Source organism: Streptomyces sp. NPDC046197, assembly GCF_040646295.1.
Lineage (GTDB): Bacteria > Actinomycetota > Actinomycetes > Streptomycetales > Streptomycetaceae > Streptomyces.
Genome location: NZ_JBEYZY010000033.1, coordinates 1 through 23,960 on the forward strand (window position 1 = coordinate 1; position 23,960 = coordinate 23,960).

At 72.6% G+C, this 23,960-nt stretch carries 24 protein-coding genes; 13 read left to right on the plus strand and 11 right to left on the minus strand.

All coding sequences use genetic code 11. The features are described from left to right. From AB0A61_RS32505 to zapE, 5 genes are all read right to left on the minus strand, one after another. On the minus strand, nucleotides 1–255 hold a 255-nt coding region (locus AB0A61_RS32505; protein WP_361300338.1), incomplete at its 3' end, for an SPFH domain-containing protein. A gap of 134 nt (nucleotides 256–389) precedes the next feature. Next, entirely contained in the window at nucleotides 390–1,934 is a 1,545-nt protein-coding gene (locus AB0A61_RS32510) for a SulP family inorganic anion transporter (protein ID WP_361300341.1), read from the minus strand. Between the two features lie 17 nt (nucleotides 1,935–1,951). Next, entirely contained in the window at nucleotides 1,952–2,530 is a 579-nt protein-coding gene (locus AB0A61_RS32515; protein WP_361300344.1) for a carbonic anhydrase, read from the minus strand. A gap of 137 nt (nucleotides 2,531–2,667) precedes the next feature. Next, entirely contained in the window at nucleotides 2,668–3,066 is a 399-nt protein-coding gene (locus AB0A61_RS32520) for a hypothetical protein (RefSeq protein ID WP_361300347.1), read from the minus strand. 219 nt (nucleotides 3,067–3,285) lie between these two features. Beyond that, on the minus strand, nucleotides 3,286–4,398 hold the full coding sequence (gene zapE / locus AB0A61_RS32525) for a cell division protein ZapE (protein ID WP_361300350.1): 1,113 nt from the start codon (nucleotides 4,396–4,398) through the stop codon (nucleotides 3,286–3,288). A gap of 37 nt (nucleotides 4,399–4,435) precedes the next feature. Here zapE and AB0A61_RS32530 point away from each other — a divergent pair, with 37 nt between their 5' ends. The 10 genes from AB0A61_RS32530 to AB0A61_RS32575 all read left to right on the plus strand — a co-directional run bounded on the left by AB0A61_RS32530 (nucleotide 4,436) and on the right by AB0A61_RS32575 (nucleotide 14,321). After that, a complete protein-coding gene (locus AB0A61_RS32530) occupies nucleotides 4,436–5,263 on the plus strand; it encodes a pyrimidine reductase family protein (protein ID WP_361300353.1) in 828 nt (275 codons plus the stop codon). Between the two features lie 255 nt (nucleotides 5,264–5,518). Beyond that, nucleotides 5,519–5,992 (plus strand): indole-3-glycerol phosphate synthase, encoded by a 474-nt coding sequence (locus AB0A61_RS32535; RefSeq protein ID WP_361300356.1) that lies wholly within the window; start codon nucleotides 5,519–5,521, stop codon nucleotides 5,990–5,992. A gap of 235 nt (nucleotides 5,993–6,227) precedes the next feature. Beyond that, a complete protein-coding gene (gene murC, locus AB0A61_RS32540) occupies nucleotides 6,228–7,619 on the plus strand; it encodes a UDP-N-acetylmuramate--L-alanine ligase (protein ID WP_361300359.1) in 1,392 nt (463 codons plus the stop codon). 14 nt (nucleotides 7,620–7,633) lie between these two features. Further along, nucleotides 7,634–8,041: a peptide-methionine (R)-S-oxide reductase MsrB gene (msrB, locus tag AB0A61_RS32545; protein WP_361300362.1), complete on the plus strand. Its 408-nt coding sequence runs from the start codon at nucleotides 7,634–7,636 to the stop codon at nucleotides 8,039–8,041. Nucleotides 8,042–8,225: 184 nt separating this feature from the next. Beyond that, on the plus strand, nucleotides 8,226–8,594 hold the full coding sequence (locus AB0A61_RS32550; protein ID WP_361300365.1) for a DUF6479 family protein: 369 nt from the start codon (nucleotides 8,226–8,228) through the stop codon (nucleotides 8,592–8,594). Nucleotides 8,595–8,845: 251 nt separating this feature from the next. Further along, on the plus strand, nucleotides 8,846–9,976 hold the full coding sequence (locus AB0A61_RS32555; RefSeq protein WP_361300368.1) for an ABC transporter ATP-binding protein: 1,131 nt from the start codon (nucleotides 8,846–8,848) through the stop codon (nucleotides 9,974–9,976). Beyond that, nucleotides 9,973–10,689 (plus strand): ABC transporter permease subunit, encoded by a 717-nt coding sequence (locus AB0A61_RS32560; RefSeq protein WP_361300371.1) that lies wholly within the window; start codon nucleotides 9,973–9,975, stop codon nucleotides 10,687–10,689. Before AB0A61_RS32555 ends, AB0A61_RS32560 begins: the two co-directional genes overlap by 4 nt. After that, nucleotides 10,686–11,354, plus strand: a complete 669-nt coding sequence (locus tag AB0A61_RS32565; RefSeq protein WP_361300373.1) for an ABC transporter permease — start codon at nucleotides 10,686–10,688, stop codon at nucleotides 11,352–11,354. Before AB0A61_RS32560 ends, AB0A61_RS32565 begins: the two co-directional genes overlap by 4 nt. A gap of 171 nt (nucleotides 11,355–11,525) precedes the next feature. After that, nucleotides 11,526–12,482: an ABC transporter substrate-binding protein gene (locus AB0A61_RS32570; protein WP_361300376.1), complete on the plus strand. Its 957-nt coding sequence runs from the start codon at nucleotides 11,526–11,528 to the stop codon at nucleotides 12,480–12,482. 384 nt (nucleotides 12,483–12,866) lie between these two features. Further along, on the plus strand, nucleotides 12,867–14,321 hold the full coding sequence (locus AB0A61_RS32575; RefSeq protein WP_361300379.1) for an MFS transporter: 1,455 nt from the start codon (nucleotides 12,867–12,869) through the stop codon (nucleotides 14,319–14,321). Between the two features lie 4 nt (nucleotides 14,322–14,325). On the opposite strand, the gene AB0A61_RS32580 is transcribed toward AB0A61_RS32575, so the two are convergent. Further along, a complete protein-coding gene (locus AB0A61_RS32580) occupies nucleotides 14,326–15,345 on the minus strand; it encodes an Lrp/AsnC family transcriptional regulator (protein ID WP_361300382.1) in 1,020 nt (339 codons plus the stop codon). A 378-nt stretch (nucleotides 15,346–15,723) separates the two neighbouring features. Between AB0A61_RS32580 and AB0A61_RS32585 the strand changes: the two genes are divergently transcribed. Both AB0A61_RS32585 and mgtA read left to right on the plus strand, forming a co-directional pair. After that, nucleotides 15,724–16,080 carry a metalloregulator ArsR/SmtB family transcription factor gene (locus tag AB0A61_RS32585; RefSeq protein ID WP_361300385.1) on the plus strand — a complete coding sequence of 119 codons (357 nt, stop codon included), beginning with the start codon at nucleotides 15,724–15,726 and terminating at the stop codon, nucleotides 16,078–16,080. Then, on the plus strand, nucleotides 16,070–18,766 hold the full coding sequence (gene mgtA / locus AB0A61_RS32590) for a magnesium-translocating P-type ATPase (protein WP_361300388.1): 2,697 nt from the start codon (nucleotides 16,070–16,072) through the stop codon (nucleotides 18,764–18,766). Before AB0A61_RS32585 ends, mgtA begins: the two co-directional genes overlap by 11 nt. Before the next feature lie 35 nt (nucleotides 18,767–18,801). On the opposite strand, the gene AB0A61_RS32595 is transcribed toward mgtA, so the two are convergent. Beyond that, entirely contained in the window at nucleotides 18,802–19,314 is a 513-nt protein-coding gene (locus tag AB0A61_RS32595; protein ID WP_361300523.1) for a DUF6114 domain-containing protein, read from the minus strand. Nucleotides 19,315–19,330: 16 nt separating this feature from the next. Then, nucleotides 19,331–20,032, minus strand: a complete 702-nt coding sequence (locus AB0A61_RS32600) for a DUF6230 family protein (RefSeq protein ID WP_361300526.1) — start codon at nucleotides 20,030–20,032, stop codon at nucleotides 19,331–19,333. A gap of 648 nt (nucleotides 20,033–20,680) precedes the next feature. Between AB0A61_RS32600 and AB0A61_RS32605 the strand changes: the two genes are divergently transcribed. Next, nucleotides 20,681–21,334 (plus strand): Tat pathway signal sequence domain protein, encoded by a 654-nt coding sequence (locus AB0A61_RS32605; RefSeq protein ID WP_361300391.1) that lies wholly within the window; start codon nucleotides 20,681–20,683, stop codon nucleotides 21,332–21,334. Nucleotides 21,335–21,352: 18 nt separating this feature from the next. Here the strand turns inward: AB0A61_RS32605 and AB0A61_RS32610 are convergent, their stop codons facing one another. From AB0A61_RS32610 to AB0A61_RS32620, 3 genes are all read right to left on the minus strand, one after another. Then, nucleotides 21,353–22,294, minus strand: a complete 942-nt coding sequence (locus AB0A61_RS32610; RefSeq protein WP_361300394.1) for a lytic polysaccharide monooxygenase — start codon at nucleotides 22,292–22,294, stop codon at nucleotides 21,353–21,355. A 137-nt stretch (nucleotides 22,295–22,431) separates the two neighbouring features. Continuing rightward, the gene (locus AB0A61_RS32615; RefSeq protein WP_361300397.1) at nucleotides 22,432–23,280 is read right to left on the minus strand and encodes an NAD(P)H-binding protein; all 849 of its coding nucleotides are present in this window, start codon (nucleotides 23,278–23,280) and stop codon (nucleotides 22,432–22,434) included. Further along, entirely contained in the window at nucleotides 23,280–23,930 is a 651-nt protein-coding gene (locus AB0A61_RS32620) for a ScbR family autoregulator-binding transcription factor (RefSeq protein ID WP_361300400.1), read from the minus strand. The genes AB0A61_RS32615 and AB0A61_RS32620 overlap by 1 nt, the downstream gene beginning before the upstream one ends. Nucleotides 23,931–23,960: the final 30 nt, after the last annotated feature.

A 23,960-nucleotide genomic window follows, 5' to 3' on the forward strand; every position in this document is an offset into this window, starting at 1 on the left:
CACGGTCACGTTGTCCCGGGTGATGCCCTCCTGGGCAGGGATCGGCAGCGTGACGATCTGCATGTTCACCTTGTGCAGCCGGTCCACGAACGGAATGATCACCGCCATCCCGGGCGCGCGCGGCTCACCGGCCAGCCGGCCGAGCCGGAAGACCACCCCGCGCTCGTACTGCTTGACGATGCGCACGCCCGCGGCGAGGTAGACGAGCCCCACGCAGCCGGCGGCGATCACAGCGGACACCACTTCCTGAAGCATGATGACGACCCCTTAGCCAGCCGCCGATGCGCCCCTATGCGCCTGTTGCAACGATATGCCCGGTCCGAGACCGTGGTCGAGTCTCGGACCGGGCATCACCGTGCGCCCGTGTGCAGCTCGCGGGATCGGCGCTCTCAGGGTGCTGCTCCCGGCACGCCGCCCCCGGGCTGACGCTCCGAGGGTGCCGATCCCTCCGTGGGCTCGGTGGCGGCCACCGTCGCCGTCAGCTTCACCGGTTCGGTGCCGGCCGCGCTGTGCCGCTCGGCCCAGTTCTCCAGCGCCGTACGGCAGGCGTGGTCCAGGTGGTGCAGCCCGGACAGGTTCAGCTCGACGGGCCGGTTCCGGGGGAGTGCCTCCAGGGTGTCGAGGATCTTCGGCAGCCGCAGGAAGGTCGCGTTGCCCGACAGATGGGCCTGCACCGGGCCGGCGCCCTTGTCGATGACCTCCAGCTTCACGTGCGAGGCCGCCCAGGCGGTCTTGGCCACGGACAGGGCCAGGCCGACCAGCACGCCCTCGAACATGTTCACCACGACTATGGACACGGCCGTGACGACCAGTATCAGTGCCTCGCCCCGGTGTCCCCGCCACAGCGACACGACCTGGCGGAAGGGGATCAGCTTCCAGCCCGCGTGCACGAGGATTCCGGCGAGGGCGGGCAGCGGTATGAGCGCCAGCGCTGACGGCAGCAGCGCGGCGAACAGCAGCAGCCACATGCCGTGCAGGACGCGGGAGGCCTTGGTACGGGCACCGGCCTGGACGTTGGCGGAGCTGCGCACGATCACCGCGGTCATCGGCAGCGCGCCGAGCAGCCCGCACACGGCGTTGCCCGCGCCCTGGGCCATCAGCTCCTTGTCGTACCGGGTGCGCGGACCGTGGTGCAGCCGGTCCACGGCGGCCGCGCTGAACAGGCTCTCCGCCGAGGCGATGAGCACGAAGGCGAGGATCGTGCCGAGGAGCGCGGGGTTTGCGAGCTTGCCGAAGGCGTCGGCCCCGGGCGGCTGGACCGCTCCGAGCAGGCCCTTCACCTCGACCGTGGCGACGGGCAGGTCCAGGGCGACGGCGGCGGCCGTGGCCACGAGCACCGCGGCCAGCGCGCCCGGTACGGCCCGGATCCGCCGCGGCATCCGCTTCCACAGCACGATCACGGCTATGACGCCGGCGCCGACCGCGACCGAGGCGAGGGCCTCGGCGCTGCCGAGCGCGTCGACGGCCGCCCCCGGCAGCCCGGCGATCTTGCCGAGGCCGGACGCCGGAGCCTTCAGGCCCGCCGCGGCATACAGCTGGCCGGCGATGATCACCAGACCGATGCCGGCCAGCATGCCCTCGACCACCGAGACCGATATGGCGCGGAACCAGCGGCCCCACTTCAGCGCTCCCATGGTGAGTTGCAGCAGCCCGGCGGCGAGCACGATCACCCCGAGCGCGGGCAGCCCGAACTCCCGGACCGCCTCCAGGACCAGCACGGTGAGCCCCGCGGCCGGACCGGACACCTGCAGGCTGCTGCCGGGCAGCAGCCCCGTGACGATGCCGCCGACGATGCCGGTGATCAGCCCCAGTTCGGCCGGAACGCCGGAGGCGACGGCCACGCCGACACACAGCGGCAGCGCGACCAGAAACACGACGAGCGAGGCGGGGAAGTCCTGCTTGAGACAAGGGAACTTGGAGGTCACAGCCGTCATGGTCCTCATGGCGCCGCTCACAGGGCCGTGAAGGCGTCGGTCTGCGGGTGGTGCGCCAGGACAGCACCGGTGTGCACCTCGTAGTACCAGGCGTGCAGGGTCAGCCGGCCCTCGGCCAGCTTTGCCTCGACGCACGGGTACGAGCGCAGCCGCAGCAGCTGGGCCAGGACGTGGCCCTGGACGCCCTCGGCGACGGCCGGGTCCTCGGCGGCCCCCTGGGGCCGGGGTGTCGCGCTGGCCAGCCAGTCGCGCACGGCGGGTACGGCGTCCAGGTCGTCGCCGCGGACGAGGGCGCCCACGGCTCCGCAGTGCGAGTGGCCGCAGACGACGAGGTCCCGCACACCGAGCACCTCCACGGCGTACTCGATGGTGGCGGCCTCACTGGTGGGGTGCTCGCAGGCGTACGGCGGCACGATGTTGCCCGCGGTGCGCAGCTCGAAGAGCTCGCCGGGGCGGGCGCCCGTGATCAGGGCCGGGACGACCCGGGAGTCGGAGCAGGTGATGAACAGGACCTGAGGGGACTGGCCCTGGGCGAGCTCGGCGAACTCCTCGGGGCGCTGTCCGAACATACGGGCGTTGTCGATGAGCGGCTGCATGTCTGGTGACTCCTCCTGGCGCGCCGTGGGGGCGCGTCGGGCTTGCACGGCGAAGGTGGGGGGAGGCGCTCTGCTGCTCGTCAGTGCCGCCCCGCTCCTCGGCAGGGCGGCACTGACGCGGGGCAGCGGAAGACGGCTCAGCAGCGGAAGACCTGGAGCGCGGCCGGAGTGTGTCCGGCCGAGGATCTCGACGTGCGGGAGTGCGCGGCGCCGGACGGGGCCGCACGGCGGGCGGCCGCGGGGTCCTGCTCGAGCGCGGGGCGCTCGGGCGCCTCGGGAGCGGAGTCGGCGGCGCACCGGCGGTCGCGGGTGTGCAGGGGACCGGTGGGGTTCCCCGAGGGGCCGCAGTCGCGGATCGTGGCCCTCTCGTCACGCAGCGCGGCAACGGTGGGACTGATTCCGGTCAGGGCGTTGGCCTGGGCCTGACGGCTCGTGTGCGCGGATGCGAAGGAAGTGGCCGGTGCGAACAGCGGGAGAGTGAGCAGGGCGGTGAAGAGGGTGGTGAAGAGGAGCGCGAGCGCTGTCCGGGCCGTCATCCGACGGAACATGTGCCCCCCTCCACGCCGTACGCGGCTCCCGTGCAGACCAATGGATGGTCAATGGATGGTCAAGAGACACGGTAACCCTGCAACGTTGTTTGCAGGGTCAACTCCACGTTTCGTGGCGAAGAGAGCCCGGAAAGTGCAGGTGGAATGGCGCGAACCCGCCCTTGATCGGCGCGGGTCGCTCGGGTAAGGAAGGGGGCGGGAGGCCGGTCAGCCGGTCTCGACGAGCCCCTTGGCGTCCCGGGCGAGCGCGGTGAGCCGCGATATCGCCCGGAAGTACTTCTTGCGGTATCCGCCGTTCAGCATCTCCTCGCTGAACAGCCGGTCGAACGGCAGACCCGAGGCCAGTACGGGCACCTCACGGTCGTAGAGCCGGTCCGCGAGCACGACGAGCCGCAGCGCCGTCGACTGGTCCGGCACCGGCCGGACGTCGGTGAGGCACACGGCCCTCAGCCCGTCCGTCAGCGCGCCGTAACGGCTCGGGTGGACCTTGGCCAGGTGTTCCAGCAGGTGCGGGAAGTCGTCGAGCGAGGCGCCCTCGGTGGCGTAGGCCGCCTTGGTCACCTGCTCGTCGGAGTAGGGTGCCGGCGCCTGGGGCAGGCCGCGGTGGCGGTAGTCCTCGCCGTCGATGCGCAGCGTGCGGAAGTGGGCGGACAGGCCCTGGATCTCGCGCAGGAAGTCGGCGGCCGCGAACCGGCCCTCCCCGAGCTTGCCCGGCAGCGTGTTGGAGGTGGCGGCGAGCGCGACACCGGCGTCGACGAGCCTGCCGAGCAGCGTCGAGACCAGGACGGTGTCTCCGGGGTCGTCCAGCTCGAACTCGTCGATGCACAGCAGACGGTGTCCGGAGAGAGTCTCGACGGTCTTCTGGAAGCCGAGGGCGCCGACCAGGTTGGTCAGCTCGACGAACGTGCCGAACGCCTTGAGGGCGGGCTCGGCCGGGGTGGCGTGCCACAGGGAGGCGAGCAGGTGGGTCTTGCCCACGCCGTAGCCGCCGTCGAGATAGACGCCGCGGGGTCCGGCCTGGGCCTTCGCGGACCTGGCCCGGCCCTTGCCGAAGCCGAGGAAGCCGCGCCTGCCGGAGCCGGTGGCGTGCGCCCCGCCGAGTCCGGCGGCGAAGTCCTCCAGGACCCGCACGGCCTCGGTCTGGCTGGGCTGCCCCGGGTCCGGGATGTACGTGGCGAAGCGCACCGAGTCGAAGCGCGGCGGCGGCACCATCTCGGCGACCAGCCGGTCCGCGGGGACGTGCGGCTCGCGGGCGCACAGGGACACGGGGGCCGCGTCGGTTATCGGACTGAGCCCGGAGGCGGCTGTGGAGGACGACACGGTTCCCCATGGTAAGCGGCGTGGAACACTGCACGTCATGCGACGCCTGTTCCCTGTGACCGACGAGACAGCAGCCCGGGCCCCGGGCGAGACGCGCGGGGCGGGTGAGCCGAACGTGCCCGATGCCCCGGCGGACCGGGAGTGGAGCCTCGCCGAGCTGGCCGCCGCCTACGCCTACCCGCAGCCCGGGCCGGGGGGCCCGCTGCCGTGGCTGCGGGCCAACATGGTGGCCACCCTCGACGGGGCCGCGCAGCACGAGGGCCGTTCGCAGCCCATCTCCAGCGCCACCGACATGCGCGTCTTCGGCACCCTTCGGGCGCTGGCGGACGTCGTGGTCGTCGGCGCGGAAACGGTACGTCAGGAGGGGTACCGGCCGGCTCGGGAGCGCGGGGAGTTCGCGGCGATGCGGGCCGCGGCCGGGCAGGAACGGGTCCCGGCGATCGCGGTCGTCACCGCGAGCCTGGAGCTGGACTTCTCCCTCCCGCTGTTCACCTCGCCCCTGGTGCCCACGCTGATCCTGACGGGCGCGGCGGCGGCCCCGGACCGGGTGGCCGCGGCGGAGAAGGCGGGCGCCCGGGTGGTGGTCGCGGGCGACGGCGTCGGCGTGGAGCCGGCCCGCGCCGTACGGGCCCTCGCCGAGCTCGGGCACACCCGGCTGCTGACCGAGGGCGGTCCGCGGCTGCTCGGGCAGATGGTGGCGGCCGGTGTGCTCGACGAGCTGTGCCTGACCGTGTCCCCGATGCTCACCGCGGGGGGCGCGCAGCGCATCGCCGGAGGGCCCTCGGTGGCGGTTCCGCGGCGGTTCACGCTGGCGTCCCTGCTGGAGGAGGACGGCTTTCTCTTCAGCCGCTACCGGCGGCCCTGATTCAGCCGTTACCGGCGGCCCCGACCAGTCGCTGCCGAGGGCCCTGACCGTGGGCCCGGGCCCGCCGGCCGCTGGGCCCGCATCGGCGGCCGATGGTCCCGACATGTGCGGAATGAGTCGTTCCACTTGGCTTGGGCTGGGCAAACTAATCCGGCAGTACCCGTGCGATCACGGGGCAGGATGGTTTCCGCAGGGGCTGCACGGCCCACGGAGGAGAGCGGGCACACGGGCCCGCGCGAGGAGAAGGGGCGCCTGGTGTTCACAAGCGTATTGATGATCGAGAAGGCCCTGACGTCCGCCGACGTGGAGTTCGTCACCACTCTGCACGGGGAGGAGCCGGTCTTCTTCCACGTGCTGATCCAGCCGCGCGGCGACCAGGCGGACCGGTTGCTGCGGGCCATCGACGACATTGCGCTCGGCGAACTGGACGAGGCGGCGCGCGAGGGCGAGACCCCCGAGGGCGATGCCGCGAAGAGCGCCGGGCAGCAGGCCCTGGAGGTGTCCGTCAAGGCCCTGCGGGCGGCCGGCGCCGAGGCCGAGGGCCGGCTGGTCGAGGACCATCCGCTGGACGCCCTGAAGACCCTGGTCGCCGAGATCGACGCGGACGAGGTCATCGTCCTGACCGACCCGCACTACGTGGAGGAGTTCTTCCACCGCGACTGGGCCTCGCGGGCGCGGCACAAGGTGGGGGTGCCGGTGCTGAAGCTGTTCTCCCACAGCAAGGCGTGAGCGGTTCTCCCGCAGCGAGACGTGAGCGCTGCCGACCGGCCCGGCCGCGGCTCCGCGGGTACGGTGCCTGTCCACCGGCGGGCCGTGGCGGCTCGGCGCGCGGTGGCACGGGACAAGCCGCTTGTCGCGCGGTTCCCGCGCCCCTTGCGAGGTGGGCCCCGCCGCACCGCATAGGCTTGGGGCGCCTTCCTTCGCGCAGGCGCGCTCACCGTCGTACAGGAGCTTGGAGAAACACATGGCACCCGGCCTTCCCACCGCCATGGACCGACCGCACTTCATCGGCATCGGCGGCGCCGGGATGTCGGGCATTGCCAAGATCCTCGCGCAGCGCGGGGCCGAGGTGGCCGGCAGCGACGCGAAGGAGTCGGAGACCGCCCAGGCGCTTCGGGCCCTGGGGGTGAGCGTGCACATCGGGCACGCGGCCGAGCACCTCGCCGACGACGCGAGCTGCGTCGTGGTCTCCTCGGCGATCCGCAAGGACAACCCGGAGCTGGCCCGTGCGGCCGAGCTGGGCATCCCGGTCGTCCACCGTTCCGACGCGCTCGCCGCGCTGATGGAGGGCCTGCGCCCGATCGCCGTCGCCGGCACCCACGGCAAGACCACCACCACCTCCATGCTGGCGGTCTCGCTCACCGCGCTCGGGCTGCGGCCGTCGTACGCCATCGGCGGCGACCTGGACGCCCCGGGCTCCAACGCGCTGCACGGCGAGGGCGACATCTTCGTCGCCGAGGCGGACGAGTCGGACCGCAGCTTCCACAAGTACGCGCCCGAGGTCGCCATCGTCCTCAACGTCGAGCTCGACCACCACGCCAACTACGCCTCGATGGAGGAGATCTACGAGTCCTTCGAGACCTTCGCCGGGCGGATCGTGCCCGGCGGCACGCTGGTGGTCGCGGCGGACCACGAGGGCGCGCGGGAGTTCACTCGGCGCCTGGCCGGCTCGGTGCGCACGGTCACGTACGGCGAGTCCGAGGACGCCGACGTACGGATCCTGTCGGTGCTGCCGCAGGGCCTGAAGAGCGAGGTCACCGTGCTGCTGCTGGATGGCAGCGAGCTCACCTTCACGGTCTCCGTGCCCGGCCGCCACTACGCGCACAACGCCGTCGCCGCGCTGGCCGCGGGCGCCGCCCTGGGCGTTCCGGCCGCGGAGCTCGCTCCCGCGCTGGCGGCGTACACCGGTGTCAAGCGCCGTCTGCAGCTCAAGGGCGAGGCGGCCGGCGTCCAGGTGATCGACTCCTACGCCCACCACCCCACGGAGATGACGGCCGACCTGGAGGCCATGCGCGCCGCCGCGGGCGACGCCCGGATCCTGGTGGTCTTCCAGCCGCACCTGTTCTCCCGCACCCAGGAACTGGGCAAGGAGATGGGACAGGCGCTGGCCCTCGCGGACGCCTCGGTCGTCCTCGACATCTACCCGGCCCGTGAGGACCCGATCCCCGGTGTCACCAGCGGGCTGATCATCGAGGCGGCCCGGGTGGCGGGCGCGGACGTCACGGCGGTGCACGACAAGGCGGAGGTGCCGGACGTGATCGCGGGAATGGCGAAGGCCGGCGATCTCGTTCTCACCATGGGCGCGGGCGACGTCACGGACCTCGGACCGCGCATCCTGGATCGTCTGTCGAAGTGAAGGGCTGAGGGCTCATGTCGTACGACGTCGAGAAGCCGGACGAGCAGTGGCGGGCGGAGCTGACTCCCGCGGAGTACGCCGTGCTGCGCGAGGCGGCCACGGAGCCCGCCTTCACGGGTGAGTACACGGACACCAAGACCAAGGGTGTGTACTCCTGTCGCGCCTGCGGAGCCGAGTTGTTCACCTCGGACACCAAGTTCGCGTCCCACTGCGGCTGGCCGTCCTTCTTCGACCCCAAGGACACCGACGCGGTGGAGCTGCTGGAGGACGGCTCGCACGGGATGGTGCGCACCGAGGTGCGGTGCGCCCGGTGCGGTTCACACCTCGGGCACGTGTTCGAGGGGGAGGGGTATCCGACCCCGACCGACCAGCGGTACTGCATCAACAGCATCGCGCTGCGGCTCGCGCCCGCCGAGGAGTAGGCCGGAGGGCCGGGTCCGGAAGGCCGGCTCCGGCCGGCCCCGGCCGATCGCTTTCGGCCGATTGTTTTCGGCCGACTCGCCACTTTGCGGCGGGCCGGGACGGTGGGACACTGTGTGGCACAGGTGACATTCAAGGCGTCACCGGACAGTCCTCACTTTCTCGGTGGAGGCGGGTGGCAAAACCATGGACACAGCTTCCCATCTGGTACTGGCCGCGACGACACACGAGTGGGGCGTCCTCGTCGCCTTCATCATCGGGTTCGTGGTCGTCGTCGGGGGTCTGGTGTGGGCCGTCTGGCTGGGCATCCGGGTGATGCGCCGGGAGCCCGACCGACCCAACGAGGCCGAGCAGCCGCACCTGCCGGTCACCGGGGCCGTCCACGAAATCAGCGAGATGCGGGACCTGGACGAACTGCACCCCGAGGACGGGGAACGGATCATGCCGTACGCACTCCACACCACCCGAAGCAAGCGCAGCCCGGACCAGCACCGACCCCGCTGGTCTCCCGGCAGCAGCGGGTCCTTCGGCGGTGGCGGCGGGGGCCGCACCTGACCCCATGCGCCACAACCCCGACGGGGCGGGCCACGGGAGGCCCGCCCCGTCGGCATGCCGTACCCCTCCGGCCGATGCCCGTGAGCCGACGGGGACTTCCGCGCCCCGCGCACAGCGCGGTCACGTCCCGGGCCCGGGGTCTCGCCCGCCGAAGTCCTGCAACACAAGGCGTCTAGACTCTCCCCGCAACGGCCCGTGCGACCGTGGCCGAGAGCGGGCAGCTCCTGCCAGACCGAAGGGCATTCGGCGTTTTGATACGCATAGATTCAGTCACCAAGCGGTACCCGGACGGCACGGTGGCGGTCGACCGGCTCTCGCTGGAGATCCCGGACCGCTCGATCACCGTCCTCGTGGGGCCGTCCGGCTGCGGCAAGACCACGACCCTGCGCATGATCAACCGGATGGTCGAGCCGAGCGACGGCACCATCACGCTGGACGGCGTCGACATCCAGAAGCAACCGGTCAACACCCTGCGGCGGTCGATGGGTTACGTCATCCAGAACGCCGGGCTCTTCCAGCACCGCACCATCGTCGACAACATCGCGACCGTTCCCCGTCTGCTCGGCTGGAGCAGGCAGAAGGCGCGGGCACGGGCGGCCGAGCTGATGGAGCGGGTCGGGCTCGATGCAGCGCTCGCCCGGCGCTACCCCTATCAGCTGTCGGGCGGCCAGCAGCAGCGCGTCGGTGTGGCGAGGGCGCTCGCCGCGGATCCGCCGGTGCTGCTGATGGACGAGCCGTTCTCGGCCGTCGACCCGGTGGTGCGCAAGGGTCTTCAGGACGAACTTCTGCGTATCCAGGAGGAGTTGGGCAAGACGATCGTCTTCGTCACCCACGACATCGACGAAGCCATCAAGCTGGGCACCATGGTCGCGGTGCTGCGCACCGGCGGCAGACTCGCCCAGTTCGCCCCGCCCGCCGAACTGCTGTCCGCCCCCGCGGACGACTTCGTCGAGGACTTCCTCGGCGCCGACCGCGGCATTCGCAGGCTGTCCTTCTTCGCCTCCGGGGAACTGGAGTTGCAGACGGACCCGATCGTCGCCGCCGACTCCACCGCCGAGCAGATCGCCGCCCGCACGACCGCGGACGTGCCCTACCTCCTTGTCACCGACGCGGACGGCAGACCCCTCGGCTGGGGCGAGCCCGGCGAGTTGACCGCAGGGGAGGTGGACGCCGCCCGACTGCTGCCCTACGGACGGCCCTTCGAGCACGGCAGGGATTCGCTGCGCGCCGCCCTCGACGGCGCCGTGCTGTCGCCGACCGGCTGGTCGGTCGCCGTGGACGGCACCGGCCGCGTGGTCGGCGTCGTCTCCCAGCAGGCCATCGGCGAGGCGATCCGCAGCGCCCACGCCGAGGACGGCACCGGCGCCAAGGCCGCCGGATGAACCGCTTCTTCGACATCCCGAGCGACCTCCAGCACAGCTGGTTCGGCCTGATCGGGCTGCATCTGCGCGAGGCCCTGCTGCCGGTCCTCGCGGGGCTCGCGGTGGCCCTGCCGATCGCCCAGATCTGCGTGCGGTTCCGCTGGCTGTACGCCCCCGTACTGGGTGTGACGACCGTGCTCTACGCCATCCCGTCACTGGCCTTCTTCGTCGTCCTCATCGACTACACCGGCCAGACCGAACTCACGGTGATGATCCCGCTCGCCGTCTACAGCCTGGTCGTGCTCGTGCCCGCGATCGTCGACGGCGTCCGCTCGGTGCCGCAGGAGACCCTCGCCGCGGCCACCGCCATGGGTCTGGGGCCCGTACGGCGTTACGTCCAGGTGCAGTTGCCGATCGCCGTGCCCGCGATCATCGCCGGACTGCGCGTGGCCACGGTGTCGAGCATCTCACTCGTCAGCGTCGGCATGCTGATCGGCAACCAGGGCGCCCTGGGCAACCTGCTCCACGACGCCAACATCTACCACCGGCCCGAGCTGGCCGTGAACTCCGTGCTCACCACGGCGGCCCTGGCCGTCCTCGTCGACGGCGCGCTGGTCCTCGTACGCCTCCTGCTCACTCCCTGGATGCCGCGCGCCACCCGGAGGGCGAGAGCGAAGTCCACCGACGCCCGGTCCGAACCGGCCGTACCCGCACTGGAGGACGCCGCCCGGTGAACCTGTTCCACTTCGCCAACGCCTTCTTCAGCGACAGCGCCCACTGGCACGGGTACGACGGCATTCCCACCCGCCTGCTCGAGCACGTCCGGTACTCGCTGATCGCGCTCGGCCTCGCCGCCGCCATCGCACTGCCGGTGGGCCTGCTCACCGGCCACTACGGGCGCGGCGGCAACGCCCTCGCCCTGATCGCCACCGCCGGACGGGCGCTGCCCAGTTTCGGTCTGCTGGTGCTGATGTTCATCCTGCTCGGGTTCGGCCTGGTGCCCGTGATGATCCCCCTGGTCGTACTCGCCGTCCCGCCGATCCTGGTGACGACCTACGAGGCGGTCCGCTCCGTCGACCCGTCCCCGGTGGACGCCGCCCGGGGCATGGGCATGCCCGAGTCGCGGGTCCTCTTCCAGGTGGAACTGCCGGTCGCGCTCCCGCTGATCCTCAGCGGCCTGCGCTCGGCCGCCATCCAGATCGTCTCCACCGCCACCATCGCCGCGTACGTCAGCCTCGGCGGCCTGGGCCGGTACATCCTCGACGGTCTCTACCAGCTCAACTACGAGAAGGTCGTGGGCGGTGCCGTCCTGGTCGCCGTACTGGCGCTCGCGACCCTCGCGGTGTTCTGGGCGATCGCGCGGTTCGCGGTCTCGCCCGGAGTGCGGCGAAGCGGCTGAGGCCCGGCGCGCCGCGGCCCGGGTGCCGTGGCGCGCCGACACAATCTCCACAACTGGACGCGTATCGAGGCCAATCGGTGACGCGGCTGCTCTTGACCGACCGAGAAGTGGCTGGATTGGATCAGCGTAGAGTTCTTTCCTCACCCATCCTCCGAGCTCGGAACGGGAACCGTGACTTCTACCGCGCACAGCAGCAGGTACCTCCGGAGACTCCCCGCGGCGGCCGTCGCGCTCGCCGCGACCACGGCCCTGCTGGCGGGATGTTCCTCCTCCGACAACAACTCCGACAATCCCCTCTCGGGCGGCAAGGCGAGCGGCGACAGCGTGGTCGTCGGCTCCAACAACTTCGCCGAGAGCATCCTGCTCGCCGACATCTACGGCGAGGCCCTCAAGTCCAAGGGCATCAAGGTCACCTACAAGCCCAACATCGGCAGCCGTGAGACCACGTACGGTCTGCTGAAGAACGGCGCCATCACCGTCCTGCCCGAGTACAACGGCGCCCTGCTGGCGTACCTCGACAAGAACGCCACCCCGAAGACGGTCGCCGCCACGACGGCCGCCATCGGTGCCAAGCTCGACTCGAAGCTGACGCTGCTGCAGCCGGCGCCCGCGCAGGACAAGGACTCCGTCACCGTCAACCAGGAGACGGCGAAGAAGTACCACCTCACCGAGAAATCCTCCATCGCGGACCTCAAGGGCGCCGCCAAGGACCTGGTCATCGGCGGCTCGCCGGAGTTCCAGGCGCGTCAGCAGGGCCTGGAGGGCCTGAAGTCGGTGTACGGGCTTCAGTTCAAGTCCTTCAAGGCGCTGGACGCGGGCGGTCCGCTGACCCAGGCCGCGCTGCAGAAGAACGCCGTGCAGGCGGCGGACATCTTCACCACCGCCCCGGCCATCTCCAAGGAGAAGTTCGTCGTCCTGCAGGACCCGAAGAACCTCTTCGGGTTCGAGAACGTACAGCCCCTCGTATACAAGTCCGGCCTCGACCAGAAGGGCGTCGACGCGCTCAACGCGGTCTCCGCCAAGCTCGACACGGTCACCCTGCTGAACCTGGGCACCCAGGTGCAGACGCAGCACAAGGACCCGCTGGACGTCGCCAAGGCCTGGCTGAAGTCCGCCGGCCTCGACTGACACACCGCACCCCGGACACAACTGCCTGCGGTTCGCCGTGGGTTCCCCCTGAACCGGGGGGACCCGCGGCGCGTCGGCCTGCCCGCCGTTCTCGCCCTGCAGCCCCGGCCGTTCTCGCCCTGCAGACCCGGCCGACCTCGCCACTGCGAGCCGCCCGCCCACGCCACCGTGCCGACTCGCGAACTCCTCACCGCCGTACGGGCCTCGCCGCTGAGCCCGGACCCGCCGCGCGTGTGAGATCTCTGCACGCACGGCGCCGCCCATGGCAGAAATCCTCCGTCTCCGAGCCGTGGCTGGAGTGGCCCTCCCGCGCACTCCCACGCTGACCGTGACCGGTACCGGTTCCCGGGTCCGGCGTGACCACCACGGTGGAGAGGAACTCCCATGACTGCTACGGAGCACGTGCTGCCCCCGACGGCCACGGCCCCCCGACGGCGCGGGCCCGCGCTCGTCGCCCTGCTGCTCGGCGAGGCGATGAATCTGCTGGACGCGACGATCGTCCAGGTCGCCGCGCCCGCGATCCATGCCGACCTGGGCGGGTCGGTGTCCGACATCCAGTGGTTCACCACGGCGTACACACTGCCGTTCGCGGTGCTGCTGATCACCGGTGGCCGGCTGGGCGACATCGCGGGCCGGCGGCGGCTGTTCGTGCTCGGCGTCAGCGGGTTCACGGCCGCGTCCCTCGCCTGCGCCCTGGCCCCGTCCGTGGGCGTGCTGATCGGCTTCCGGGCGGTGCAGGGGGCCGCGGCGGCGCTGATCGTCCCGCAGACCATCGGACTGATCAAGACCATGTTCTCCGGCCCCGAACTGTCCCGGGCGCTGGGCAGTATCGGACCCGTGATGGGTCTGTCCGCCGTCTGCGGTCCCCTGCTCGGCGGGGTGCTGACCCACGCCGACCTGTTCGGCTCGTCCTGGCGAGCGGCCTTCCTCGTGAACGTCCCGGTCTCCCTGGTGGTCCTCGTCCTCGCGCGCAAGCTGCCGGAGAACCGTGCCCCGCGGCGCCCCACCCTCGACCTGACGGGCACCCTCCTCGCGGCGACCGGCACCGGGCTCCTGGTCCTCCCGCTGATCGGCGCCGACCTCGCGGACCTGTCCGCGCGCAGTTGGGCGGCCCTGGCGGCCGGTCCGGCGGTACTGACCGTCTTCGCCCTGCACCAGCGGCGGGTCGCCGCCGCCGGACGCAGTCCGCTGGTCGAGCCCGGCCTGTTCACCCACCGAGGGTTCCCGGCCGCCCTCGTCACCTCCGCGGCCTTCTTCGCGGTGACCAACGGCCTCATGACGGTCGTCGTACTGCATCTCCAAGTCGGCCTGGGGATCGGTGTGCTGGAGTCGGGTCTCAGCCTCGCGCCGTGGTCGGCGGGCCTGGCCGTGGCGTCCTGGGCGGCGGGCGCGCGCCTGGTACGGCGCCACGGGCAGCGTGTGATGCCCGTCGGCCTCGGTGTGCTGCTGGCCGGGACGGCCGGTGCCGTCGCCGTCTACCACTGGGCGGACCCGGCCGCCTACCCGTGGCCGCTGCTGCTCGCCCTCGGTGTCATCGGCCTGGGCGCCGGACTGTTCACCCCCGCCTTCTTCACCCTGGCCCTCAAGCCGCTGCGCCCCCAGGAACTCGGCACGGCCGCCGGGCTGCTCAACGCCGTGCAGCAGCTCGGGGCCACCCTGGGCGTCGCCGTCCTCGGCACGGTCTACCTCGGCACCGCGCACCCCACCGGCCCGGCCGCCGCCCCGCACGCGGCCCAGGCGGCCTTCTGGGCCGCGGCCGGGCTCGTGGCGCTGAGCCTCGCCGGGAGCAGGGTGATGGTCGGGGCGATGCGGGCCGACGGGCGGCGCGACACGGCGTGAGCCGTCAGCGGTGGGCGGGCGCCTTCGAGCCTGCGCCGGGGCGTCCGGCCCGGGCGAGGTCCGTCAGAACGGGGCTCGCCGCCTTGAGGTTGCGCAGCACCGGGCTGGTCTCCAGGGAACGTATCGCCGCCAGCGAGCCCAGCCTGCGGGTGAGGTAGCGGTGCAGGTCGGCGGGGTCCCGGCACAGGGCCTGCGCGACCAGGTTGGTGGGGCCGGTGGTCGCGGCGACGAAGGCCAGCTCGTCGTGGCCGGCCAGGGCCTTCGCCACCGGCTCCAGGTGGGCCGGACGCACCGACATCCACAGCAGCGCCCGGGTGGTGACACCGAACAGCGCCGCGTCGACCTCCACGTCGAAGAAGAGCGCACCGCCCGCCCGCAGCCCGGCCAGCCGGCGTGCCACGGTGACCGGGGACCAGCCGGTCGCCCGGGCGAGCTCTCCCTGGTCGGCCCGCCCGTCCCGCTCCAGCGCGGCCAGCAACGCGGCGTCCTGCGGGCCCGGTTGGCGCGGAGTGTGCGCGGCGTCGGCCGCGGCCCGCTCCAACAGGGCGCTCTGCTGGGCCGCGTCGAGGGCCTCGGCGCTGCGCCGCCAGTTCGTCGGCCCGCCCAGGTAGGTGTGCAGGAGCAGATGCGCGGACACCGCGGTGACGCCACCGGTGCGTGGAATGTCCCGCAGCAGCAGGGAGTTGGCCGCGGCGGAGTCGGTGGCGGCGTGGACGACCGCGACGATCTCGGTGCCGCCCGAGGCGAGCTTGACCCAGGAGGTGTCGGACCGGCGAACGAGGGCCCGGGCGATGTCCTGCGCCGCGCTCGCCGCCGCCGTCAGCCGGACGAGCCACTGGGCGCGGCCCGCCCGGTCGGGATCGGTCAGCCCCACCACCCGCAACGACGCCTCGGTGCGCAGCCGCCGGTAGCGCCGGGCCACCGTCTGGGCCGACACGCCCAGCACACCGGCGATCCGGCTGAACGGCGCACGGGGGTCGATGTGCAGCGCGTGGATCAGGGCGCGGTCGAGGTCGTCGAGCATGCACCCATCATCCCGGGCACCCCGGCCACCGGGGCCGCCGTCCGAAGTCGCCGGGCTCTGCCCCGCGGCACACCTGCGGCGCGGCCTGTTCGAGCGCGGACAGGTTGCGCAGCCGTCCGCCCGCCCGCAGCGGGCCGGGGGGGTGTCGTTCGGATCAGCGCGGATCAGGCCGCGGCGCATGGTGCGGTGCATCGCAAGGCGGAGCATGACCCGCGTACCGGGCGTACTCGGGCGATGCGACAACGCGGCGAGGTGCCGGGCCAGGCGTCGCGCCCCGGGGTGATCCGAACGACACCCCCTAGACTGGTCCGGCCCGTACGGCCGTGCGCGAACGGCGGCCGGGCTCGGGAGCGAACAGGAAACAGGAGGGCGACCACGGTGGCGGCAGCCGGCAGAGGCTTCGAGGACCCGCACGCCGATGTGCTCGCGGAGGCGGCCGCGGCCTTCGGGCTGCTGGCCTCGCCCGCGCGGCTGCACATCGTGTGGACCCTGGCCCAGGGCGAGAGCGACGTCACCGGGCTCGCCGAGCGGGTCGGCGGCGCGCTGCCCGCGGTCAGCCAGCACCTGACCAAGCTGAAGCTCGCCGGTCTCGTCCGCTCCCGCCGGGAGGGCCGCCGTCAGGTCTACTTCGTCGACGACCCCGACGTGGTCGACGTGGTACGGCTCACGGTCTCCCGGCTCACCGACCGTACCGCCGGGACCGAGGCCCCGGAGCGCCGCCTCCGTGGCCTCTGAGCTCGCGCCGGTCCGCCCGTCCGTCCCCGACGGCACGCCCCTGCAGGTGCTGCGCGGGCTCGACAGCGGCCCGCGCGGGCTGACCGACACCGAGGCGCACACTCGGCTGGCGGCGGTCGGCGAGAACACGGTCCCCGAGCTCCGTACGGCGTCCTGGCCCCGCCTGTTCGTGCGCGGTCTGCGGGACCCGTTCACCGCCGTACTGCTCTGCCTCGGCCTGGTCTCGGCGCTCGTCGCGTCCTGGGGCACCGCCTCGGTGATCCTCTCCCTCGTCGTGGTCAGCTGCGTGCTCCGCGCGAGCGGCGAGTACCGGGCCGACCGGTCCACGGCCGCGCTGCGCGAGCTGGTCGCCGGCACTGCGGCGGTGCTGCGGCGCGCGGAGGGCGAGGACCTGCCGCGGGTCCGCGAGATCCCGGTAGCCGAACTGGTGCCGGGTGACGTGGTTCGGCTCGGGCCGGGCGACCTCGTCCCGGCGGACGTACGGCTGCTGCGCGCGCGTGGGCTGACCGTGCACCAGGCCGCGCTCACCGGCGAGTCGGCCCCGGTCGCCAAGGCGGCCGTCGAGGTCCCCGGCCGACGCGAACACGGGCCGTTCGCCCAGCCGCACCTGTGCTTCCAGGGCAGCAGCGTCGTCTCGGGCACCGCCACCGCGGTCGTCGTGCAGACGGGGCCGCGCACGCGGTTCGCCGCCGCCCACGGCACACCGGACGGCGGGGACCGGGCCGGTCCCAGCGCCTTCGACCGGTCCGTGCACGGCATCTCCTGGGTGCTGATCCGGTTCATGCTGCTCACCCCGCCGCTGGTGCTGATGGCGAACGGGGCCCTGCGCGGGCGCGGTCTGGAGACGCTGCCCTTCGCCGTGGCGGTGGCCGTCGGCCTCACGCCCGAGATGCTCCCCGTGATCGTCACCGCCTGTCTGGGCCGCGGCGCCCGCCTCCTCGCCCGGGCGCACGGCGTCATCGTCAAGCGGCTGCCCGCCCTGCACGACCTGGGCGCCATCGACGTGCTGTGCGTCGACAAGACCGGCACGCTCACCCAGGACCGGCCCGTCGTCGAACGGTCGCTCGACGCGGACGGCCGGGACGACCCGGAGGTGCTGCGCTGGGCCGCCGTCGGCGCCTGGTGGTCCCTTCAGCTCGCCGAACTGCCCGCACCCGACGCGCTCGACGAGGCGCTCCTGGCGGCCGCCGCGGACGCCGGCGAGGAGTACGACGGGGTGGCGGCCGTGCCCTTCGACCCGGTACGCCGGCTCGCCACCGCCGTGGTGCGCGGCCCGCTCGGCACGCATGTGGTCCTGGTCAGGGGCGCCGTGGAGGACGTGCTGGAGCGCTGCGTGCTCCAGCACGCCGAGCGGGAGCGGCTCAGGTCGTTCGCCGCGCGCGAGGCGGACGGCGGGCTGCGCCTGCTGGCCCTCGCCACGGCCGAACGCCCCGCCCGCGCGGGCGACTACACCCCGGCCGACGAACGCGGCCTGACCTTCCGGGGCCTGATCGGCTTCCGGGACGCCCTCGCACCGACCGCCGCCGAGGCCCTGCGCGAGCTGACCGATGCCGGCGTCACCGTCAAGGTCCTCACCGGCGACCACCCGGGCACCGCGGCACGGGCCTGCCGCGACCTCGGACTGGACGTGGGGGAGGTGTGCACCGCGGGCACCTGGGACACCGCGGGGAACGCCGGTGACGACGGCGAGGGGGAGACCGCGGGCGCCGGCGGCCGCGGCCGTGAGGCAACCGCCGGGAGGGACCTCGCCGCAGCCGCCCACCGCGCCACCGTCCTCGCCCGCTGCACCCCACAGGACAAGGCGCGCGTGGTCGCCGCCCTGCGGGCCGCCGGGCACACCGTCGGCTTCCTCGGCGACGGGGTCAACGACGTGCCCGCCCTCCGCGCGGCCGACGTCGGCATCGCCCCGCGGGCCGCCTGTGACGTGGCCCGGGAGAGCGCCGACGTCGTGCTCGCAGAGAAGGACCTCACAGCGATCGGCCACGCCGTCGCGGCCGGCCGGCATGCGAGCGGCAACATCGCCTCGTACCTGCGCGTCACGCTCTCCTCCAATCTCGGCAACGTCATCGCGATGCTCGCCGCCGGTCTGCTGCTGCCCTTCCTGCCGATGCTCCCGGCGCAGGTGCTCGTGCAGAACCTCTGCTTCGACGCGGCCCAGTCGGCCTTCGCCCGCGACCATCCCGGTACCGGGTCGCTGCGCCGTCCTACCGTGCTGCGGCCCCGCGCCTTCCTGCGGTTCATCACGGGCTTCGGCGCGCTCAACGCGGTCGCCGACCTCGCCACGTTCGCCGTTCTGGCGGTCGCGCTGCGGGGTCCGGACGCCCTGAACGACGAGGCTGTCTTCCACTCGGCCTGGTTCACCGAGAACCTGCTGACCCAGGCCCTGGTGATGATCCTTTTGCGCACCGGCCGACGCGGCCCATGGCGTGGCGGACGGTCCGGGGCGACCGACCCGGGAGCCGTCGGCGGAGGCTGCGGTGCCGCCGGACGGTGGGCGTCCGGGCCGGTCGGCCGGGCCGCGGCCGTCCTCTGCGCCGTCGGGCTGCTGCTGCCGGTCAGTCCACTGGGCGCGCCGCTCGGCATGACGGCGCTGCCGGTGCCGTACTACCTGCTGCTGGGAGCCGTGCTCGGCCTGTACGCGCTCGCGCTCTCGGCAACCGTGAAGCGGCACGAGCGGCGCAGGTGACGGCCGCCGTCGGCCACCGCCCACTGACCGCGGCCTCAGGCCTCTGAATCCTCTGATTCCTCGGATGCCTCGGGTGCCTGGGTTTCCGTGAATTCCTCGTTCAGGCCCCCGCTCTCGTCGGCGGCATGTGCCCTGACCATGCCCCGGCGTCCGCGCCGGGGCTCCTGGTCCGGCAGCCAGCCGAACGTGAGGCAGCTTCCGGTGGCCCCGAGCAGCAGACCGAGGAAGAAGCCGCCCAGGTTCGAGGTGAGCCAGGTACCCAGGGAGAGCAGGATGCCGGTGAGGGAGTAGAAGAGCCGCTGCGCCGGGTTGAAGAGGGTCAGCAGACCGCACAGCACCATCAGCACGGGCAGCAGATAGCCGGCCAGGCCCTGCATGCCGATGTGCAGGACGACCTTCAGCGACGCCTTCTCGGTGAGCAGGATCTCCGCCCCGCCCAGCGTGAGCAGCAGCCCGCCCCAGAACGGACGACGGGCCCGCCAGCGACGGAAAGCCGGTCCCGGGCCGGTGCGCGGCTCGCCGCCCGGTGTCCCCGCCCGCGGTCTCACGGCGTCCGCCACCACCTCAGCACCCCGAGTCGCTGAAACGGAGCTTCAGGCCGGGCAGCTTGAACACGCCTGCCGTGGTGGCGTAGTTGGTCTGCCGCAGGTTGCCGATGCGGACCGTGTCCGCCTGCTGGCTGAATACGCCCTTGGAGCCTTGCACCCCGGCCTTGGTCAGCGTGCTCGCGTCGTTGCCGATCTCGATGTGGTTGAACGCGGCGTCACCCGTGAGCTCGGTGGAGTCGGTGGTCAGGTCGCTCGCGGTCACCTTCTCGGCGCCGCTTCCCGCGGTGATGAGCAGATTCGTGCCGCCGAGGTCCACGCTCTGGCACAGCTTGGTCAGTGTCGCGTTCTTGATCGCGGAGGTCACGACCAGCACCTGCCCGCCGGTGTCACCCGCGTTGGGACTGCCGTCGGCCATGTTGTCCAGGTTGCCGAACTGCTCGAAGCCGGTGCCGTTCAGCTCGGTCGCGGTGACCGTGAAGGGCATGCCGGAGATCGCGAACTGCACCCCCAGCGCGCCCTGAGCGGTGAGGACCGCCAGCCCCGCGGCGACCAGCGTGGCGGGTACCGCCATCACTGCGGCGCGGCGCAGCCGGACCCGGCCGCCCCGGCCCGCGCCGTCGGAGGTCCCGTGCCCTTCGGCCACGTCGGTGACGGAATCGCTTTCCGGGTGGTCGGGGGTGTTGCCGGCGGACGGCGTGAGGTCCGGGGACGAGGCCATGTCTGCTCCCATGGGCACAGTGAATGCGGGTCGGGGTTCAGCGGCCCGTTGTCCTGGCGCGGACAGCGGCCACGGCGTACGCCGGTCGCACTCCCGGCGGGTGCAAGGGCTTTCTCGTTACGCCGCGGTAGCCGCCGAGGAAGTTACCGGGGGTTACAGCCGAGGGTCAAGAAGCCTGTGCCAGAAAGGTGTTGATTGTGTTCGACCTGTGGTGCCGAACCCCGGCACTACGGCTCGCGCGCCGGGTCACGTCACCGTCCCCCGCCGTCCCCGCGTCCCCGCAACATGCCGGCTGAGGCCCCAACTTCCTTGCGACGCCTTGACGTTGAGGGACCCGGAGGTCTACAACTCTGCCTGGTTCCCCCGGATCCGTGGCGCCGGATCCACTTCGCGACCCGGCCATGGTCCTTCCCGCCCGGAATCCCCTTCCAGCGCACGCTCGTTCACGGCGCCCCATGCGAATCCGGCACCCCATCGCACCAAGCCCCGGCCCGGCCGGGGGTCCTCCCCCCGGGCCTTCGGCCGGACACAGGCCGCTGCCGTCGCCGGTCCGTCATGTACGGAGAAGGCGTGACGGGCGGCGACGGCGGACGCGCCCTTCGGCGCCGTCTGCTCCCCAGCCCCCCACTTCGGAAACGAGGTACCCCCATGCGTACGCGTCCCCTGATCGCCCTCGCCGCCGCCGTCGCCGCGCTCTCCCCCCTCGCGGCCGGCTCCGCCTGCGCGGCCGACGGTGCGGTACTCACCACCGGCGGCACCGGCGGCACGCCCGTCGCGGTCGGCGACGTCCTCACCGCGCCCCTGGCGAGCGGCACCACCGCCACGCTGTACTCCAGCGCGACCGGCACGAGCGGCGTCTCCTGCACCTCGTCCACGTTCACCGCCACCGTCACCGACAACCCCGCCGCACCCGGCACGGCGACCGAGGCGGTGAGTGCGCACACCTTCGACAGCAGCAGTTGCACCAGCAACGTCACCGGAGTGCTCGGCGTCACCGCCATCACCGTCGACCATCTTCCGTACACGACCACCGTCGCCTCCGACGGCTCCCTCACCGTGACCCCCGCCGCCGGCTCGACCATCCAGACCACGGTCAAGCTGCGCACCCTGCTGGGCAGCATCACGTGCGTCTACCAGGCCCCCGGCCTGACCGGGAAGGCCGACAACACCGACAGCAGCATCACCTTCACCAACCAGCAGTTCACCAAGGTGTCCGGCTCGTCGCTGTGCTTCGGCAGCGGCTACTTCACCGCCAAGTACGCCCCGGTGACCGACGGGGGAGCCGCCGTCCACGTCAACTGATCCGCCCTGCGGGCGCGTTCAGCGTCGGCGCAGGCGTACGGCCAGGGCGGCGCCGCCGATGAGCACCAGCACCGCGGCGGCGCCGCCCGCCAGCAGGGGTGCAGAGGGACCGGAGTGGGCGTCGGTCGCCGAAGCCACGGGGCTGCTGTCGGGGGCGTTGCTTCCCGCCCGCGAAGCGGTCCCGGTCGGCTCCGCGGCCCCCCGCGAGGGCGTGGCCGCCTGCTCGTCGTGCGAGGGAGCGGCGCCCGTACCGGTCTCCTGCTTCGGCGCCCGGCCGCCGCTCGCCCGTCCCGCCGACGCGCCGTCAGCGGCGCTCGCGCCCTTCGCCAGCACCACGTCGGAGCACGAGTAGTACGTGTCCGGCGTGCTCGTGTTCTGCCAGATCGTGAGCAGTACGTGAGGGCCGGTCCGGTCGGCCGGAAGCGTGGCCCGGATGTGGTACGCGCCGGCCGTGAGCGCCGGGTCCGTCGCCTCGGCGAAGGGTTGCGCCGGAAAATCTGACCAGGTCAGCGGCTTCTTCGGGTCGTAGCCGGGCTTGGTCAGGTAGAGCTTGAACGTGCCCTCGTGCGGGATCGTCGAGGCGTACGTCATGGTGAACTTCCCGCCCGGCGAGAGCCGCGTCGACGGCCAGTCGGAGCGGGCGAGGTCGAGGCCTCTGTAGGCCGGCAGGCCCCCGCTGCACAGCTTCCCGTCCGGGATCACCTCGCGGTCCCTGCCGTTCACATCGGGGACCCGCAGGTTGTCCCAGGCGGTGAAGGGGGCGCCGTTCGCGGCGACCGCCGCACGGCACGCCGCCGTCCGGGCACGGCTGCCCCCGTCGGGCGAGCAGGCCACCACCCGGCTGACCGGGTCCGTCGGCGCTCCGTGCGCCCGGGCGGGTGCCGCCGCCCACAACGTGATCAGAGTCGAGGCCGCGATCGCGGCACCTGTGACCCTGAGGGGTGCGGTCATCCGAGTCATCCGAGACGTCTCCTCGGCAGGCGCGCGGGTTGGGGCTCTTCTCCGAGCAGTACGAGAACGGGGCGCGATGCGTTCAACGGGGTTCGGGGAGAGCGGTGGGAACGGGCGTGGTGCCCCCTGGACCCGACGACCGCCGATCAGCCCCCGAACGCGTCCAGGTGGTCGGCCGCCCACTGCCGATAGGTCCGCGCGGGGCGGCCGAGCAGCTCCGCGGTCGTCGGGTCGACTCGGGTCTTGGCGCCCGACCGCCCGCGGGCCGCGCTCTCCATGAGGGCGTCGGCCAGCTGCGCCGGATAGCGGGCGCGCAACGCGCGGTGTGCCTCGTCGGGCGTCAACTCGACGAACCGCACCGGCCGTTGCAGCAGCGACGCGAGGACCGCCGTCTGTTCGGCCGCGCTGATCGCCTGCGGACCGGTGAGCGGATGAGTCCGGCCCGCGTGGCCGTCCGGGTCGCACAGCGCGGCCGCCGCGACCTCGGCGATGTCCCGCGGATCGATCGTCGCGTTCGCCGAGCTCGCGTCGGGTGCGCGGACCACACCGTCCTCCCGGACCGAGCGGGCCCACCCGAGGGTGTTCGACATGAAGGCGCGCGGCCGCAGCACCGTCCACAGCAGGCCGCTTTCGCACAGGAGTTGTTCGTTGCCGCGCTGCCAGGTGGTGATGAGGTCGGTGGCCTCGGGGTCGGCCACCGCGAGGGCGGACAGCTTCACCACATGGCGCACACCGGCCCGCCGCGCCGCCGCCAGGAAGTGCTCGTCATGGGCGTGGGTGAGCGGATCCGTGGTGACCAGCAGGGCCGACCGCACGCCGGTCAGGGCTCGCTCCAGGCTCCGCGGGTCGCCGAAGTCGGCGCCCACCACCTCGACCCGGGTACCGGCGGTCAGCCGCCCGGGGTCTCGGGTCAGCAGCCGTACGGGCGTGACGCCGGACAGCCGCCGCGCCACCAGTCCGCCGACGGTACCGGTCGCTCCGGTCAGCAGGATCACTACTCGGCACTCCCGGGGTCGAGGGCGGCCAGGACGCGGGCACCCCGGTCGGGCCGGGTGTCCAGACCGGTGAGCAGGCCGGGCACCGCGATGCTCGGCAGTATGTGGCCCCAGAATACGGAGATCCGGTGCCCGAGGTCGCCGCGGTTGGTCAGCGCCCGCGACATCAGCTGGATGCCCGCGAACCCGCCCACGAGCAGCTCCACCGTGTCGCGCGGCTCGACCGTGGGCAGCAACTCGCCCTGCCGGCGGGCCTGTTCCATCAGCTCCATCAGGTGCTCGGCCCACTGCCGGAAGGGCCCCGTGTGATCGACGCCCGGCGGCGCGCACTGGTCAACGGTCAGCCGGACACTGCCTCTGAGCAGGGCGTTGCCGAGCAACCGCTGCCCGAACGCGAAGGTGATGTCGACGATCTCCTGCAGCTTGCACGGCTGGGAGGGGACCGCGCCGAGAGGCACCTGCTCGTCCAGCACCGCCTGGGCGAGAGACTCCTTGGACGGGAAGTGGAAGTACAGCGCGCCTTTGGTGACATCGGCCCGCTCCAGCACCATGGAGATGGTGGTGGACGTGTAGCCGTGCTCGTCGAACACCGCGCCCGCCGCTTCCAGGATCGCCCTGCGCGTCCTGATGGCGCGTTCCTGCTTCGCCATGAGAACCCCTCCACTGCGCCGAATCGGCCG